This window comes from Virgibacillus sp. DJP39 (assembly GCF_049310925.1).
In the GTDB taxonomy this organism is placed as follows: domain Bacteria; phylum Bacillota; class Bacilli; order Bacillales; family Amphibacillaceae; genus Virgibacillus_F.
Genome location: NZ_JBMERP010000084.1, coordinates 1 through 14,541, shown reverse-complemented (window position 1 = coordinate 14,541; position 14,541 = coordinate 1). Strand labels below are relative to the sequence as shown.

The 14,541-nt window shown below is 37.3% G+C and carries 18 protein-coding genes and 1 pseudogene; 6 read left to right on the top strand and 13 right to left on the bottom strand.

The window, feature by feature from the left end:
• The first annotated feature begins 511 nt into the window (after positions 1–511).
• Positions 512–1,588: a multicopper oxidase domain-containing protein gene (locus ACOI1D_RS18395; RefSeq protein WP_422503308.1), complete on the top strand. Its 1,077-nt coding sequence runs from the start codon at positions 512–514 to the stop codon at positions 1,586–1,588.
• A gap of 53 nt (positions 1,589–1,641) precedes the next feature.
• Here ACOI1D_RS18395 and ACOI1D_RS18390 read toward each other — a convergent pair whose 3' ends face one another.
• Both ACOI1D_RS18390 and ACOI1D_RS18385 read right to left on the bottom strand, forming a co-directional pair.
• Positions 1,642–2,205, bottom strand: a complete 564-nt coding sequence (locus ACOI1D_RS18390) for a DUF6241 domain-containing protein (protein ID WP_422503306.1) — start codon at positions 2,203–2,205, stop codon at positions 1,642–1,644.
• Positions 2,206–2,256: 51 nt separating this feature from the next.
• Positions 2,257–2,763, bottom strand: a pseudogene (locus ACOI1D_RS18385) (MFS transporter); the annotation flags it as partial.
• A 7-nt stretch (positions 2,764–2,770) separates the two neighbouring features.
• Here ACOI1D_RS18385 and ACOI1D_RS18380 point away from each other — a divergent pair.
• Together ACOI1D_RS18380 and ACOI1D_RS18375 are read left to right on the top strand one after the other, a co-directional pair.
• Positions 2,771–3,652, top strand: a complete 882-nt coding sequence (locus ACOI1D_RS18380; RefSeq protein ID WP_422503305.1) for a sodium/proline symporter — start codon at positions 2,771–2,773, stop codon at positions 3,650–3,652.
• A gap of 23 nt (positions 3,653–3,675) precedes the next feature.
• The gene (locus tag ACOI1D_RS18375; protein WP_422503304.1) at positions 3,676–4,629 is read left to right on the top strand and encodes an agmatinase family protein; all 954 of its coding nucleotides are present in this window, start codon (positions 3,676–3,678) and stop codon (positions 4,627–4,629) included.
• A gap of 179 nt (positions 4,630–4,808) precedes the next feature.
• Here ACOI1D_RS18375 and ACOI1D_RS18370 read toward each other — a convergent pair whose 3' ends face one another.
• The 5 genes from ACOI1D_RS18370 to ACOI1D_RS18350 all read right to left on the bottom strand — a co-directional run bounded on the left by ACOI1D_RS18370 (position 4,809) and on the right by ACOI1D_RS18350 (position 8,942).
• Positions 4,809–5,267: a hypothetical protein gene (locus ACOI1D_RS18370; RefSeq protein WP_422503302.1), complete on the bottom strand. Its 459-nt coding sequence runs from the start codon at positions 5,265–5,267 to the stop codon at positions 4,809–4,811.
• A gap of 30 nt (positions 5,268–5,297) precedes the next feature.
• On the bottom strand, positions 5,298–6,008 hold the full coding sequence (locus ACOI1D_RS18365; protein WP_422503301.1) for an alpha/beta fold hydrolase: 711 nt from the start codon (positions 6,006–6,008) through the stop codon (positions 5,298–5,300).
• Positions 6,009–6,042: 34 nt separating this feature from the next.
• The gene (locus ACOI1D_RS18360) at positions 6,043–6,237 is read right to left on the bottom strand and encodes a hypothetical protein (protein ID WP_422503300.1); all 195 of its coding nucleotides are present in this window, start codon (positions 6,235–6,237) and stop codon (positions 6,043–6,045) included.
• A gap of 99 nt (positions 6,238–6,336) precedes the next feature.
• Positions 6,337–8,100 (bottom strand): putative ABC transporter permease subunit, encoded by a 1,764-nt coding sequence (locus ACOI1D_RS18355; RefSeq protein ID WP_422503298.1) that lies wholly within the window; start codon positions 8,098–8,100, stop codon positions 6,337–6,339.
• Positions 8,097–8,942, bottom strand: coding sequence for an ABC transporter ATP-binding protein (locus tag ACOI1D_RS18350; protein ID WP_422503297.1), 846 nt, complete (start codon positions 8,940–8,942; stop codon positions 8,097–8,099). Before ACOI1D_RS18350 ends, ACOI1D_RS18355 begins: the two co-directional genes overlap by 4 nt.
• A gap of 403 nt (positions 8,943–9,345) precedes the next feature.
• On the opposite strand from ACOI1D_RS18350, the gene ACOI1D_RS18345 reads away from it, so the two are divergent.
• Both ACOI1D_RS18345 and ACOI1D_RS18340 read left to right on the top strand, forming a co-directional pair.
• The gene (locus ACOI1D_RS18345; RefSeq protein WP_422503295.1) at positions 9,346–9,597 is read left to right on the top strand and encodes an AbrB/MazE/SpoVT family DNA-binding domain-containing protein; all 252 of its coding nucleotides are present in this window, start codon (positions 9,346–9,348) and stop codon (positions 9,595–9,597) included.
• Positions 9,594–10,007, top strand: coding sequence for a type II toxin-antitoxin system death-on-curing family toxin (locus ACOI1D_RS18340; protein ID WP_422503293.1), 414 nt, complete (start codon positions 9,594–9,596; stop codon positions 10,005–10,007). Before ACOI1D_RS18345 ends, ACOI1D_RS18340 begins: the two co-directional genes overlap by 4 nt.
• Before the next feature lie 14 nt (positions 10,008–10,021).
• On the opposite strand, the gene ACOI1D_RS18335 is transcribed toward ACOI1D_RS18340, so the two are convergent.
• From ACOI1D_RS18335 to ACOI1D_RS18310, 6 genes are all read right to left on the bottom strand, one after another.
• Positions 10,022–10,573 (bottom strand): SLOG family protein, encoded by a 552-nt coding sequence (locus tag ACOI1D_RS18335; RefSeq protein WP_422503291.1) that lies wholly within the window; start codon positions 10,571–10,573, stop codon positions 10,022–10,024.
• 133 nt (positions 10,574–10,706) lie between these two features.
• Entirely contained in the window at positions 10,707–11,102 is a 396-nt protein-coding gene (mscL, locus tag ACOI1D_RS18330) for a large conductance mechanosensitive channel protein MscL (RefSeq protein ID WP_422503289.1), read from the bottom strand.
• Between the two features lie 119 nt (positions 11,103–11,221).
• A complete protein-coding gene (locus ACOI1D_RS18325; protein ID WP_422503287.1) occupies positions 11,222–11,683 on the bottom strand; it encodes an SgcJ/EcaC family oxidoreductase in 462 nt (153 codons plus the stop codon).
• Positions 11,668–12,033, bottom strand: coding sequence for a rhodanese-like domain-containing protein (locus ACOI1D_RS18320; protein ID WP_422503285.1), 366 nt, complete (start codon positions 12,031–12,033; stop codon positions 11,668–11,670). Before ACOI1D_RS18320 ends, ACOI1D_RS18325 begins: the two co-directional genes overlap by 16 nt.
• 72 nt (positions 12,034–12,105) lie before the next feature.
• The gene (locus tag ACOI1D_RS18315; RefSeq protein ID WP_422503283.1) at positions 12,106–13,443 is read right to left on the bottom strand and encodes a dihydrolipoyl dehydrogenase family protein; all 1,338 of its coding nucleotides are present in this window, start codon (positions 13,441–13,443) and stop codon (positions 12,106–12,108) included.
• A 79-nt stretch (positions 13,444–13,522) separates the two neighbouring features.
• Complete coding sequence (locus ACOI1D_RS18310; RefSeq protein ID WP_422503281.1) at positions 13,523–13,924, bottom strand: HIT family protein; 402 nt, start codon at positions 13,922–13,924, stop codon at positions 13,523–13,525.
• Between the two features lie 284 nt (positions 13,925–14,208).
• Here ACOI1D_RS18310 and ACOI1D_RS18305 point away from each other — a divergent pair, with 284 nt between their 5' ends.
• Positions 14,209–14,409 (top strand): cold-shock protein, encoded by a 201-nt coding sequence (locus tag ACOI1D_RS18305; RefSeq protein ID WP_089533783.1) that lies wholly within the window; start codon positions 14,209–14,211, stop codon positions 14,407–14,409.
• Positions 14,410–14,541 lie beyond the last annotated feature (132 nt).

The window sequence follows — 14,541 nt, the reverse complement described above, 5'->3', positions numbered from 1 at the left end:
TCCATTTTCGTTTTTCCTTCTTTCATTAATGTAAAATGTAATTTCTACTATACGAATTGGAATACGTACAAGAAGACATTTTAACACAACGATTAAGTTACTAAAAGAATATGAATTTACTGCACTTACTCATTATCCGTATCAAATGAATCTGGTTATTAACACTTATCTTACCCCCAGTTATTAGAAAACTTGGCTTATCGCCAAGCCTTAGTTGCACTTATGCAGTAAGAAAGGATTTAAACTTTCTTTCTTACCTGCAAATAAACTAAGAAGCGCATTTTCCCTGTTAAGAATCAAGTACTTAGTGGCTTATTTCAGATGTTCACAGTTTGTTCACTACTGAGCAAAGAAAAGCACTGAATAGGTAAAAAGTCGTGACTTTTATCACATATATATAGGTAATTAGATAGTATCTTAAAGGTAAGATATAAGATAAATCATTAACTCGCATCATCTACCAAAAGCACAGGGATTTGTCTTATATATCAATTATTATGGGGGTATTCAAATGTTAAAAACAAAAAGTAATTTGTTGTTCGTTGTGGTAATACTTCTAATTGGTCTATTGTTGGCTTCCTGCGGTACAAGTAATGATGCACGTACAAAATCTGAAGAAACTGCTCCAAGTGTCAGTATGTCTGATTTGGAAAAACAAAAAAGTGAAGTAATAAAACCACATCAGGGAATAAATGATGAGCCTGTTCCAGTAACAATGAAGCGAGAAGGAAAAGATGTATTTATTGGAATGACTGCTCAAATTACAGATATTGAAATTAAGAAAGGCTACAATTATAAGGCTTGGACCTTTAATGGGGAAGCACCGGGTCCATTAGTTGTAGTAAACGAAGGCGATACGATTCATTTCACGCTCGAAAACAAAGACCCATCTATTCCTCATAGTATGGATTTCCATGCAGTTCATACTGCACCAAACAAAGGATTTGCAAATGTAATGCCAAATGAAGAAGGAACATTTTCTTATCAGGCCTCAAACCCTGGCGTGTTTATGTACCACTGTGGCACAGCTCCAGTATTAGCTCATATTGCCAATGGAATGCACGGTGTTATTATCGTAAAACCGACTGCCGGTTACCCAACTGATGATGAGGTTGATAAAGAGTATGTTGTTATTCAAAACGAATGGTACAAATACAACGATTTAGATGATATGACTAATGGTCAACCTTCTCAAGTGGTCTTTTCTACAAAAGCACTCAAGGCGGATCAAGCAAATACGAACGGTACAGTAACTGCTGTTAAGGACAAACCGCTTTTGGCTAAAGTTGGAGACAAAGTACGAATTTATATTAACAATGTTGGTCCTAATGAAACCAGTAGCTTCCATGTAGTTGGAACCGTGTTCGATGATGTCTATATTGATGGAAACCCAGCAAATCATTTTAAAGGTATGCAGACCGTCATGTTGCCTGCCAGTGGTGGTGCTGTAGTAGAATTTACGGTAAAAGAAGAAGGAGTATATCCTTTTGTAACACATCAATTTAACCATGCAACTAAAGGCGCAGTTGGTTATGTTAAAGTGACAAAAGATGGAATGGACGACGGAAGCGAACTTACAGGACATTAAAGCAGTCCAGCGACTCTAGGGGTTTACCTTTAGAGTCGCTGGCATTTGATTATTTAATCAGAATTATTATTGATATAGGCCTGCTCTTCATTTGCATTTAGTATTCCAGTTGCTCTGCCAACCGTTCCCCCCTGTAAACTCCAGATGGTATTGTGGTCGTCATCTATACTAGTAAAATTTTTATTATTCCACTTCTGCAATATTTCTTGGTACATTTTCTCATGTTCTAAATTTACTTGTTCAAGTCCTTCGATTAACCATTTAATACGACTAGGATGAATTTCATAAAATCCCCACTTCTTACTTGCTTCTATTTTTTGATGTGACATTCCGTGAATATACTCTTGATAAATATAGTCAGTTAATTCTTGCATGATTGTAGACTCACCAAATGGATTCAATCCTTTTTCTTTAAAAGATACCAATTCCTGTTTAGAGATAGTTCCTTGTATATCCTTTCGATTTACATGAAGTACTTTTTCAGTTGCTTCTTTCTCAATCGCTCTGGAATTATCAGCGGCATTTTCATCATGATTTGACAACATATTATAGGTTACCCACGCAACGCTGCATAAAACTACAACCGCACATACGGTGATGATCAAAACTTTTTTCATAAGCTCCTCCTAACAAAAACTATCCCTACTATCACTGTCAATATTCTACATTCACCTGAAAAGTCCTTCATCTGTAAGATAATACTTCCTTTTTGAAGGAAGCACATTACATAGTAACAATGTTACCGATATCACTAACATGACTAATGTACCAAGGATTACAGCAAATTGTATGGAAACCACTTGCGCAACTACACCAAAGAGAATGGTAAACAGGATAACCAAAAGTGATTCTATTAGACCGTATATACTACCAATTCGCCCCATCATTTCCACAGGTATATTGTTTTGATAAAATGTATAAAATCCAGTATTTGCAAATGCCAGAGCAAACGACAGAATAAAAAAACCGATACCAGCTCCGAAAAAGTCATCAGAAATTGCATATAATATATATCCTGCCGAAAGAAATAACGAGCCCCCTCCTATAAGGATAAAAACTGCTAATTTTTTTACAAACACTGTATTAACTAGTGCTCCAATAACAACACCAGCACCAGCAATACTAACCAGGAAACCGTACTTTCCATCAGACAGTGACAGCACATCCTTTGAAAATTATGGATTGTTTCAAATTGGCGGATTTGGAGAATTGTTTAACCAGCTTGGATCGGTAAGTACTAGTTTAATTGATGGGTTTGCAAATACATCTTATGACCCGGCTACAGGTTGGGCACCAGCAGGAGCAATTGGTTTAGTAGGAATCGTTTCTGCGCTTGCATGGGGTCTTGGCTATTTTGGGCAACCACATATTTTAGCGCGTTTTATGGCAATTCGTTCACATAAGGAAGTTGGAAAAGCACGTCTGATCAGTGTTAGTCTGGGACTAGTTATCCCCCTTTACGGAGCTTTAATTGTTGGTATGCTGGGAATTGTAACATTTGACCAGCCATTGGCAGATCCGGAACAGGTTTTTATCCAACTCGTACAGGTTGCTTATAATCCATGGGTTGCCGGATTCCTACTTGCAGCTGTTTTAGCAGCAATTATGAGTACAGTTGATTCCCAATTACTTGTATCCTCCAGTGCGTTGTCAGAGGACTTTTACAGAAGATACTTCCGTAAAAAAGCAAGTGATAAAGAACTCGTTTGGGTCGGTCGTATCTCCGTGCTAGTTATTGCGATTATTGCTTTAATGCTTGCATGGAATGAGAATAGTTCTGTACTTGACCTTGTATCCTACGCCTGGGCTGGTTTTGGTGCAACGTTTGGACCTGCGATATTGTTCTCCTTGTTCTGGCGCAAAACGTCACGAAATGGTATTGTAGCGGGTATTCTGGTTGGTGGAATTACCATCTTCCTATGGCCACTAACAGGATCAGCACTATACGAAATGGTTCCTGGATTCTTATTTTCCAGTATAGCAATTGTTGTATTCAGTCTTATTGGAAAAGGTGTTTCCGATGAAATTAAGGCAGAATATGATAAAGTAGCCGGTGTAAAATAATTGGATTTTAGGAGTGTAACAACATGAGTCAGGAAAAATTATACGGCAATACACCTTGTTATTTAGGCGGTAAAAAAGTCAATTTAAAAGATAGTAGCATAAACGATAGAGATGTATTAATTTATGGAGTCCCCTGGGAAGGTGCAGTGACTTGGGGCGATTATACAGGCTGTGAGTTAGGCCCTAAAGTTATACGCTTAAATTCAGCACGATATTCGGGTTATTTACCTGAATTAGACAATATAGATGTGCTAAGCCATTATACAATTGGCGACTTGGGAGACATAGACGTCGTTCCAGCCGATACAATTGAAACCATGAATCGGATTGAAAGCTTCGCAAGCAAAGTTTGGAAAACAAATAAATTTCCGGTTGCATTTGGCGGAGATCATGGTGTTACGTACCCAATTGTTAAAGCATTAAGTGAGGAAGTGGATGGTAAAGTTGGCATCATTCATCTCGATGCCCATTATGACAATTATAAAGATCATGAGGGTGATTTATATGCCCGCAGTACACCATTCCACCGTATCTATGAGAGTGAAAGTGTACGCAATGAAAGCATTGTACACATGGGTGTTCATGGCCCTCGGAATGCACCCGAAACTGGAAAATATGCAAAAGAAGTCGGTGCCACAACCATTTCAGTAAGGGAAGTTCGAAAGGCAAAGGATTTAGCTGAACTTGCAAAAAAAGCATATGACATCGCAAGTGAAGGTACAGAGGCTGTTTATTTAAGCATCTGCAGTGATGTCCTTGATTTCGCCTATAATCCAGGTGGACCAGTTGATGGAAATGGCTTAACTTCATTTGAACTACTGGAGCTAGTACATGAATTTGCTAAATTAGGAATTCGAGGAATGGACTACGTCGAGGTTTATCCACAACAGGATTTAAATGATAACTCATCACATTTTGTGACCTATGTTGTGCTTTATGCATTGGCTGGTAATATCTTACGGGAACAAAATAAATAAAATCTAAATTACAAAAGACCGCTTCCTGGCTGAAGCGGTCTTTTGTAATGAAAAGTGTACGCAAACATCTATTTAGAATTAACGTTTTCACATATAGTTCTTCATCCCAATTTCAAAGGTTTTTTTATCATTCTTTTGTGAACAGAAAATCCTTGATGAATAGTACACGTATCTAAATTCTAATTTAGTTTAACCTCCTCTTTAATGTTTCCATGTTTAATTATTATTTTAATATCTTCATCCCAAAATTTATCATTATCATCCGTACGGGTAAAACCGCTCTGTTTGATTGTATAGCTGCCATCCGTTTCTATTTCCGCAACAAATTTTGTTTGTTCAGCTTCATCATCATGGATACCTATTAACTCTTCGCCTATTTTAATGGAAACATCAATTTGATTGCTAGCAATGGTGGTCTTTGGTTGGATAGTTATATCATGACTTTCACTAATTAGTTGCTCTATATTGTAGTAGGTCCCAGTTACATCATCTGTAACATTCCAATTTTCACTATCCCCTGTTGCAGTAAATGAAAAATCAATTTGCTTTTGCCCATTAACATTTGCACCTTCAGAGCACCCTGATAAAATAACCAATACACAAAATATAGAAGCAATGAAAACCGACTTTTTTATCATGATTTCCTCCCTTATAAACTTTTTAACTTCCTACTGCAACCTGCCTAAAAATCGTTCTAATATACTTGTATAGATTTCAGGCTGCTCTGCATGAACCAAATGGCCAGCAAAGGGGATAACAGATACATGTACATGCTGGTTCGTTTCTGGGTAGATTGTTGCCGTTTTCACTTCATCTTGTTGTTTTTCGTCAACCATAAACAAAACTGGCATAGTTAGTGTGTCTATATCTTTTGTATCATTAAACGGATACCAACTCGCATCACGAGCCATATAAATAAATTGTCTCCAATCCCCCTCATGCATGCTATCAAATAAGGCAATCGCTTCTTTATTTTGCAGTAGCTGTGTTTGATGCTCAACATCCGCTGCGTGCATTTCATCCCATTTCTCCGGCTTTTCAGAAGTAACCCCAGATATTGTTAGGCTTTTTACCTTGTCTTGGAATTTCTTGGCTAAAAAGATACTGACTATCCCACCAAGTGAACATCCGACTACATGTACTGAATCAATTCCTAAATGATCAAGTGTATCTGCTAAATCCTGTGCTGTGTCCTGAAAATAGTTTGCTAGATCATTCGAAACGGATTTGCCATGACCTCTTAAATCTGGAAGGATTACTTTGTAATGTTGTTTAAAATGTTCTACCTGTTGTTCAAAATCAGTTGTTCCAGTTTGTAATCCTGTATGAAGAAAAACAATGGGCTCACCTTCACCAATAACTTCAGTATATAAGATCATAATTGCCTCCTGTATGTTTTAAGAATTCCATAGATCAGAGATACTCAGCGTAATAGATTACCGTCACTACCAAACTAATAATGACAAATACAACCATTCCTATCATGACAGGTGAAAAATTTACATGGAATTGTTTTACTCCCCCTGCATCCTGACCTGTCCAACCCTTTTCGTAGCCATTAAATGAATTATTGCTTTGGTTGACGCTAAGCAACAATCCATAATGCAAATGCTTCTAATCCCATTACTAATAGAACCAAACCAATCTTTTAAATTTCATCACTCCTTTTCAAAGAAATATTTCTGATTCACTTCTATTTTGGTTTTTTTAATACAAACTGCTGCCTGTCTTCTTTTTGCTAAATAATGATTTTGATTTGATTTCACGGACCATTTCAATTTCAATCCCTTTATCAATCCGTTTAGCACTTAAGCGCATAAATAATGTTGCAATTCCCATTGATAAAATCAGCATAACAATTACACCTATGATCCCTGTTAGCACTGGATAACTTGCTTTCCATGACAGCAATGTAAGGGCTACGTCTGCAAGGAAACCAAGAAAACCGCCTATATCTCCCATATCAGTGGTCGTATCAACTGCATCAATTGGAACAATTAAAAATATATATGGAATCGCCGTTATTGCAAGGTATATATAAGAGGCAATCATTAAAATGAAACCTGTACCGATTTTCAGACGTGCTTGTGGATTTGACGGATTGTATTTTGCTCCAATTGTTCCTAGCCATAGACCCACTGCACTAATGCCAACTGTAATTACTGCTTTTACGACAATGCCGATTATAAATTGAAAGAGTGTCCAGCCAAGAAGGACTCCAACAATACATTCAATCGTAGTGAGAAGAATAAATGGCAATAACCAGCTGATCCAAAGCTTCCCTATTGCAATGTCCCGACCAGAAAGGGGTAGTGTACGTAAAATCCATAGTGATGACCCCTCACGTGCTATCGATGATGCAGCCATTGATCCATTGAAAATGGCGTAAATAAATAACAAGGCACCTTGCGTAATTGGCCAGGATATATCATTGTGTCCGCGCAAATCGCTAAGCTCTGCACCACTATTCAGAAAACCAAATAGTGGGAAAATAATAAAGAATATGATAGGCATAAAGACTAACCATTCGCGCATGTCCCGCTTAATTGCAAACCATTCCTTGATTCCAATCGCGATGGCAGGATGATGAACAGATGTGTTTGTTTTCTTGTGCTTTTTACGTTTGTTTGATTTTTTGCCACTACCTTCAGTTAAGCGAATCCAGCCTGTTCGAAAGCCCTTTTCCACTAAAGAGGTTGCTAGAAGCACACTAATCCCTGCAAGCAATATGATTAGTACGAAGGGTAAGAAAAATTGACTTGATCCTGACGCAGATTCTATAATTGCAGTGCTTCCCCAACTCATTGGCATCCAATACGGTAATAGTGGCAATCCTGCCATCAATCGCTCAGTCAGCGATTGATCACTAACGATAGTCGGAAATATGAATAACAGGTAGACAATTAATCCTGACATTGCACTCATAATTGTCATAAACTCATTCGCACGATTTCCTGGTATCAATTGAATTAATAATAGATTGAGTAAATATGCAATGGAAAGTCCGATAATCACAAATGATAGCACAACTAAGATTAGGACCGGGTAGAAGAGAATAGCTGCATTAACTGCAATCCCATATACGCAAAGCGGGATTACAAATACAAAAAAGAGTCCAAATGGAATTCCAATAAAGCTTTGCATATACTTCACCCAGAAGATATTTCGTGTAGGTATTGGCATGGTGAAAAGCATTTGCAGGTCTGTGGCAGCGTATAAATGTTTAAATACTTGAGGTAAGCCTACCAGTAAGATAAATCCAATTACTGTTATAAATCCGTACGATATAATTCCTTCAAGAATCGGAACTGGAATAGAATCACTAATATACCAAATCTCTTTAGATAAAAAATAAACTATGGCTACTAAAGCAATCATAGCTATTCCATAACCGATGTAGTTTTTAGTAGGTTGTGTCTTAATTGTATTTACTGACATTTTGAATTGATTTCGCAGTAAAACCCGCATCATTTTGGATCTCCCTGTTCAACCTTTGAAATCTCAGATATAAGAGCTTGCTGTTCTTCGTCACCTGTCAATTCTAAGAATATATCTTCAAGACTTCTGTCAGCACTTCCTTCTTGTTTTTTCAACTCATCCATTGAACCTAAAGCTATAATGGAACCGTCTAAAATAATTCCAATTCGGTCACATAACTGTTCAGCAATTTCCAGTATGTGTGTAGTGATAAAAACTGTCATACCCTTATCGCATAATTCACGGAGCAGCTTTTTTAAATTACGGGCACTTTTCGGATCAAGCCCAACTGTGGGTTCGTCCAGAAAAAGAACATCAGGACTGTGTACAAGCGCACCACAAATAGCGATTTTCTGTTTCATCCCATGAGAATAGCCTTCTATTAAATCATTAGCCCGATCTGTTAAATTAAAAATTTGCAGTAATTCTTCTGCTTTAGTTATGTACTCGTTTTTGTCCAGTTTATAAACAGATGCCACAAAGTGAAGATAATCCCACCCTGTTAACTTCGGATAAAGATTCGGCTGATCTGGGACATATGCAATCATCTTTTTCGCTTCGATTGGATGACTCCAAATATCAGTTCCATTAACTTCTACCTTTCCACTAGTTGGTTCCAGCAGTCCAGTCATCATTTTGATAGTAGTTGTCTTCCCTGCACCATTGGGACCAAGAAACCCAAATAATTCACCCTTATTAACACTTAAATCAATACCATGCACTGCTTCCTGTTTCCCGTAAGACTTCGTTAACCCTAATAGATTAATTGACGACAAGCTCACACAATCCACCCTTTTCATAATTCTCTTTATCATTATTATTGTAACGTTTTTCATGTTGCCTGTCATCATCTGTAAAGTGAGGCTATCGGGAGTGGTTGCGGCCCGTGGATTGTGAACTTGGGCCGTTTTAGTGTGAACTTGAGCCGGGAAATTGTGAACTTCGGCCTGGGGAGTGTTAACTTGAGCCGAATGTTTGTGAACTTCAGCCGAAAGTCTGTGGACTTAAGCCAATCCAATGAAAATGGGCATTATTCCTTCTAAGTCAGCTCCAATAATCCGGATCAGCCAGCCGAATTTCTTCTACTGCATCGTCTCGCATTTCACAGTGCCTGTCTCCACCCGTATTTTAGCGCTTATTGTTGAGCTCTTATACGCCAAGTTCAGGAGACTGGGCTTTCACTTTAAAAAAATCAATGTTATAACTGTTATAACGTTATAATGAAGAAGGGTGATTAAAATGGATAGTATAGAACGAAAAGTAACAAAGATTGGGAATAGTTATGGCATAACTTTTCCATTGGATTTTTTGAAAGAGGCAGGGATTTCTTATGGAGATAATGTTAGCCTAAAGTTAAAGGATGGAAATATAATTTTGCAGAAAAAAGAGGAAATTAAACTCCCAGAAGGGGTTGACAGCGATTTCATGGATGTATTAAATGATGTTATAAAAGAGCATGATGCTGCTTTTAAAGGACTAGTTGATAAATGAAGACGGACGGTGTTAACCCAGTCATCTACTTAACCACAAATCAAGTTATAGCAATTAATACAATCCAAATTAAGATCTATTCACCAAGAGAACAACTAGGTGTAAAGGAGCCTGGCTTACTTGATTCGGCATTACACAGACCAAAGCAAAGTCTATTTGGGAATGATGCTTATCCAGAGATCTACGGGAAGGCGGCCGCACTGGTAGAATCATTGTCAATGAATCATACCTTTTTAAATGCAAACAAGCTAACAGCACTCGCTTCCCTAATCATCTTTTTAAAGCTAAACAGTTTTAAATGGACAATGGACGTTGAAAAAGAACAGGATTTTATAGTAGGTATAGTTAATCATGTTTATCCTTTCCAAGAGATTGTTTCAATTATTAAAGAGCATACTGTAAAAATATAACGAATCCTTCTAACTCAGCTCCAATAATCCGGATCTGCCATACGCAACTCCTCTACTGCATCGTCTAAATCGGTTGGGGTTATTAGATAGATAGGATAATTACGCGCTTGTTTTGCTTTTTCATAAAAAAATCGATTACTGCCTGGGAACTCATCGTCCAAGAGTATAAGGCATGCATCACTTTTGTCTACAAACCAATCATTTTTAGCTTTAAACTGAAAAGCGCCCTTATATTCACCCTTATGAAGGAATTGATGAAAATCTGCAGCCATGACAAGTTCCTGATACGCTTGTTGAATTGGTTCTGGCCATCGGCTTTCCTGTTTCTCAAACGGTGGAATAATGCCGATTTTAATATCATGCGTTTCCTTCAATTCTAAAACTACCTGGCCAGTCCACATCTCCACACCCATTTGTCCAGAAATAAGTACCCATTCCAGTCCTTCATCTGCAAAGTTAAGCAGCTTTTTTTTAATGGCTGATTTAATAAATGTTATTTTGTGATCATCTTCTTTAAAAATGCCTAATTCCATTGATTTATAACCTGTGACAGTAAGAACTTTCATGACTAGTTTGCACCTTCCTCATTGTAAAAATTAACTGGTTTAAAAACTACTAAAAGCAGCATTCTCAAGACTTCACTCTTTTTATCATCATACTTGAACACGTCTCTATTTGTATAATACCGGAAGCAAAATCCTATTTTTTCTTTTCATCCTGTTTTTTTATTAAATCCCTAATTTCGATTAACAGCGCTTCTTTAGAATCAGTTATGAGTGCCTTTTTGTCTTCAGGCTTTTTAAGTGGTTGAAATTTCAATAAAAATTTCACAGATATAAATATGGAAAATGAAATAATTATAAAATCTAAAACTGACTGAATAAAAATACCATAAGTGACCTCTGCCCCTCCCAGCTTATACATTAAATTGGTCAGGTCAATACCATTCAACATAATTCCAAGCAAGGGTGTGATTATATTATCAACCAACGACGAAACAATATTGCCAAATGCTGCTCCAACTACCACTGCAATCGCTAAATCAAGAACACTTCCCTTTAATGCAAATGCTTTAAATTCTTTCCACAAAAACATCACCCCCACATAGTTATATATATAGGGATTGTCCTAAAATAGTATAAGAAATAATGCTTGGAACTAACTGTTTGTATATAAAAACAAAAATGGACCCTCTGGTAAGATCCATTTTAAACTCATTCACCTGAATTACGTAATTCATTTGTCATTTCTTCTACCAATTCAGGCTTGCCATGAAATTGTGCTGGTGTATTTTGAAATAGTTCAATCCCAAAACGCCCATCAATCTGTACAGCTAAAAGCGTCTGATGGGTATTCAAACCAGGATCAAGATCTGATTTCCCAGGCGGTTTCATACCTGCAATAGCTCGTAAAATAAATGTTGTAGAATTCAATTGCCTTACATTTTTAACCTTACAAACAAATGGAGGTGTAGGATGCTCTTCAAAGATATGTGTGAGATGTGCAAATATCTCCTCACTTCCACTCAGTAAACTTCCATCAAACCCAATCATCTCACCTTCATTTGTGAAAAGCTGTGCCATTCCAGATGCATTCCGATTATTCCATGCATCAATTAAACCTTGATAAAGTGCATGAACTTCATGTTGGTTATAAGAGGTCAACTTTGATTCCAACTCTGAATACCACCGCGTACTGTTGTAACGTACCGGAATCCTCTTCTTTTTAACTTTGCGCTAGCTTTTTTCATTTCTCTTTTGTTATTACTGATGAGAACAATTTCGTTACCTCTTTCAAGCTTTTGCACATTCGCTGAGAGTTCGTTTAATGGAACGTTTTCAAACCCCCGAACAGGATTTTGCTTACTTGCTTCAGTTGAGCGTAAGTCTATAAACTGTTTTCCTTTATCTTTTAGCCGATCTCGTAATTCAGATGGTGTTTTGTGTTTTACACCAATAACTGGCATGATTCTCTTTAGTAACAGATAAAAAATAACTGCGAATAGAACAACGATAATATTTTCCAAACTTTATACAACTCCCTATTTGATAGCCTCACTCATTCGAAAAGTAACGTAAATGGACCTACTTGTCAATGATTATATAAGTGATCCAATGTCTGATGCCACAGTTGGATAGGCAAAGGTAATATGCTTAAGCTGGTCTGTCGTCAGATGTAATTGGATTGCCATTGCAAAATAGTTTATCAATTCATCTGCTTCATCACTAAGCAGATGTGCACCTAAAATTACCCCGTTATTTTTGTCCGTGATAATCTTCACTGCTGCATGTGTTTCATTTGTTCGACTGTACGTGAACCAATTAGTTGTATCAATAGGCTTACTATTTATTTCCAGATTAGTATTACGAGCCTGGTCTTCTGACATCCCTACTGTTGCCAATTTCGGAACGGTGAAAGTAACGGAAGGTATCCCCTTGTATTCAACTTCCTTTTGGTTTCCCTTTAAAATATTGCTGATTACCGTACTGGCATCAACCTGGGCTACTGGTGTTAAAGGTGCCCCTTGGGTATCTGCTACATCACCAATCGCATATACACGCTTGTTTGATGTGCTTTGTAAAAATTTATTTACCGCTATTCCATTCTTTCCGTTTTGGACATTCCCTTTTTCAAGGTCTAATCCCTCGGTTGCTGGTACTCTTCCAGCTCCATGAACAACCAAGTCTGCTTCCCATGAATCCTCATCTGACTTAACAGTATATCTATTTTTATTTTTCTCAATTGAATGTACTGGTGAATTTAGATGCACGTGAATTCCGATTTCCTTGGATTTATCCACTAATCTTTTCACCAAATCCTGATCAAATGATTTTAATGGATTGTTACTACGATGAACAATGTGTACTTCTGCACCTGCTCGCGCTGCTATATGAGCGAATTCAAAGGAAATATAACCTCCACCCACAAACACTATTTGCTTCGGTAGTTCTATCAAATCAAGAAATTCATCGCTAGTAGTCAGATATTCTGCTCCTTCTATTGGAAGTGGACTAGGAATTGCACCTGTAGCTATCACTATTTTATCTCCACTAAGTATTTGGTCGCCTACTACTATTTCATTTTCACCTATAAACTGGGCAGTTCCATGCATAGTGGAAACGCCTGTATTGGCTAAACTTTTTTCCACAGCTTCTGGTACTGGCTCTGTAAATGTTTCTTTAAAATGGATCAGTTCTTTCCATTCAATTGCAGCATCTGAATGTACGCCATTTTTCTGCATGCGTTTGTTATGGTCAATTAACTCCGCTGCACCTACTAACACCTTTTTAGGATCACACCCTCTTAATGGACAGGTTCCACCATAATTCTGATCATCTATAATTGCTACTTTCAATCCTGCTTCTGCAACCTTTGATGCGACGCTTGAACCGCCTACTCCTGTTCCGATTACAATTAGATCAAACTTTTGTTTCATTGTATTGCCTCCTTATCTATTCTAACTATTTCCCCGCTAGAAATATGGATAAACAGGCAACACCGCTAATTCAATGAAGTTAACCTGGACGTTTGTTTTCTGGTTGTTTAATCCAGTGACGGATTCCTTTTCCAGCATATGGCTCATCGCTGAACCGCGGGATGATATGCAGGTGTGCGTGCGGGATGGATTGTCCTCCCACTTTCCCTGTGTTCCAACCAACGCTGTAACCATCAGGATCATAAAATTCATCTACATGTTCTTTGACTTTTTGAATTAAATCTCTTGTATCCACCCACTCCCGATCTGACAAATCAAAGACTGTCTGCACATGTCTTTTTGGAATAATTAAGCCACTCCCAATTAAAATTTCTTGCTCACTAGCCTTTTGGATGTAACAACACGAATCATTTTCTAAAATAATCTCTTGCTTAACATCCTGAAAAGGAGCACAAAGTGGACAACTTTGCGTATTGTACATATTATCACCTCATCCTTTTAAAAATAAAAAATAAAATTAATACTTACCTAATTGCTATCATATCAAGGTTTTCTGTACAGTAAAAACCTTAACTACTATCTTTTATTAGTTTTTTTTCAAGAAAAGTTGCATCCTTTAAAATTCCATGCTATACTTAGGTTAATTATTGTTGTTCGGTAGTAAATTAAGGATTGCAGAACCAACTTTTAAGTGATTCTCGTCTTGAATTATGATGAAGAGCAAGAATAGTAATAACGTGCAATATGCACATGGAGGAATTTTTAATGAATAACGGTACAGTAAAATGGTTTAACGCAGACAAAGGTTTCGGTTTTATCGAGGTTGAAGGTGGAGACGACGTATTCGTACACTTCTCAGCAATCCAAGGCGAAGGATTCAAAACTCTAGAAGAAGGTCAAGCAGTAACTTTCGAAGTTGAAGAAGGAAACCGTGGACCACAAGCTACTAACGTTAACAAAGCGTAAGTAACTTAACCAAACTTATACAAAACCACTTCTCATAATTGAGAAGTGGTTTTTTTATGTGGATTTTTTACTCATAAGTTTATCTTCTCATCTATTTGGGAAACTATTTGAATACCGGGTTTGAAGATATGT

Excerpts from the sequence above, each read along its gene's own strand:
- ACOI1D_RS18395 (WP_422503308.1), top strand. The coding sequence starts at position 512 with ATGTTAAAAACAAAAAGTAATTTGTTGTTCGTTGTGGTAATACTTCTA.
- ACOI1D_RS18390 (WP_422503306.1), bottom strand. The coding sequence starts at position 2,205 with ATGAAAAAAGTTTTGATCATCACCGTATGTGCGGTTGTAGTTTTATGC.
- ACOI1D_RS18375 (WP_422503304.1), top strand. The coding sequence starts at position 3,676 with ATGAGTCAGGAAAAATTATACGGCAATACACCTTGTTATTTAGGCGGT.
- ACOI1D_RS18370 (WP_422503302.1), bottom strand. The coding sequence starts at position 5,267 with ATGATAAAAAAGTCGGTTTTCATTGCTTCTATATTTTGTGTATTGGTT.
- ACOI1D_RS18365 (WP_422503301.1), bottom strand. The coding sequence starts at position 6,008 with ATGATCTTATATACTGAAGTTATTGGTGAAGGTGAGCCCATTGTTTTT.
- ACOI1D_RS18355 (WP_422503298.1), bottom strand. The coding sequence starts at position 8,100 with ATGATGCGGGTTTTACTGCGAAATCAATTCAAAATGTCAGTAAATACA.
- ACOI1D_RS18350 (WP_422503297.1), bottom strand. The coding sequence starts at position 8,942 with ATGAAAAACGTTACAATAATAATGATAAAGAGAATTATGAAAAGGGTG.
- ACOI1D_RS18345 (WP_422503295.1), top strand. The coding sequence starts at position 9,346 with ATGGATAGTATAGAACGAAAAGTAACAAAGATTGGGAATAGTTATGGC.
- ACOI1D_RS18340 (WP_422503293.1), top strand. The coding sequence starts at position 9,594 with ATGAAGACGGACGGTGTTAACCCAGTCATCTACTTAACCACAAATCAA.
- ACOI1D_RS18335 (WP_422503291.1), bottom strand. The coding sequence starts at position 10,573 with ATGAAAGTTCTTACTGTCACAGGTTATAAATCAATGGAATTAGGCATT.
- mscL (WP_422503289.1), bottom strand. The coding sequence starts at position 11,102 with ATGTTTTTGTGGAAAGAATTTAAAGCATTTGCATTAAAGGGAAGTGTT.
- ACOI1D_RS18315 (WP_422503283.1), bottom strand. The coding sequence starts at position 13,443 with ATGAAACAAAAGTTTGATCTAATTGTAATCGGAACAGGAGTAGGCGGT.
- ACOI1D_RS18310 (WP_422503281.1), bottom strand. The coding sequence starts at position 13,924 with ATGTACAATACGCAAAGTTGTCCACTTTGTGCTCCTTTTCAGGATGTT.
- ACOI1D_RS18305 (WP_089533783.1), top strand. The coding sequence starts at position 14,209 with ATGAATAACGGTACAGTAAAATGGTTTAACGCAGACAAAGGTTTCGGT.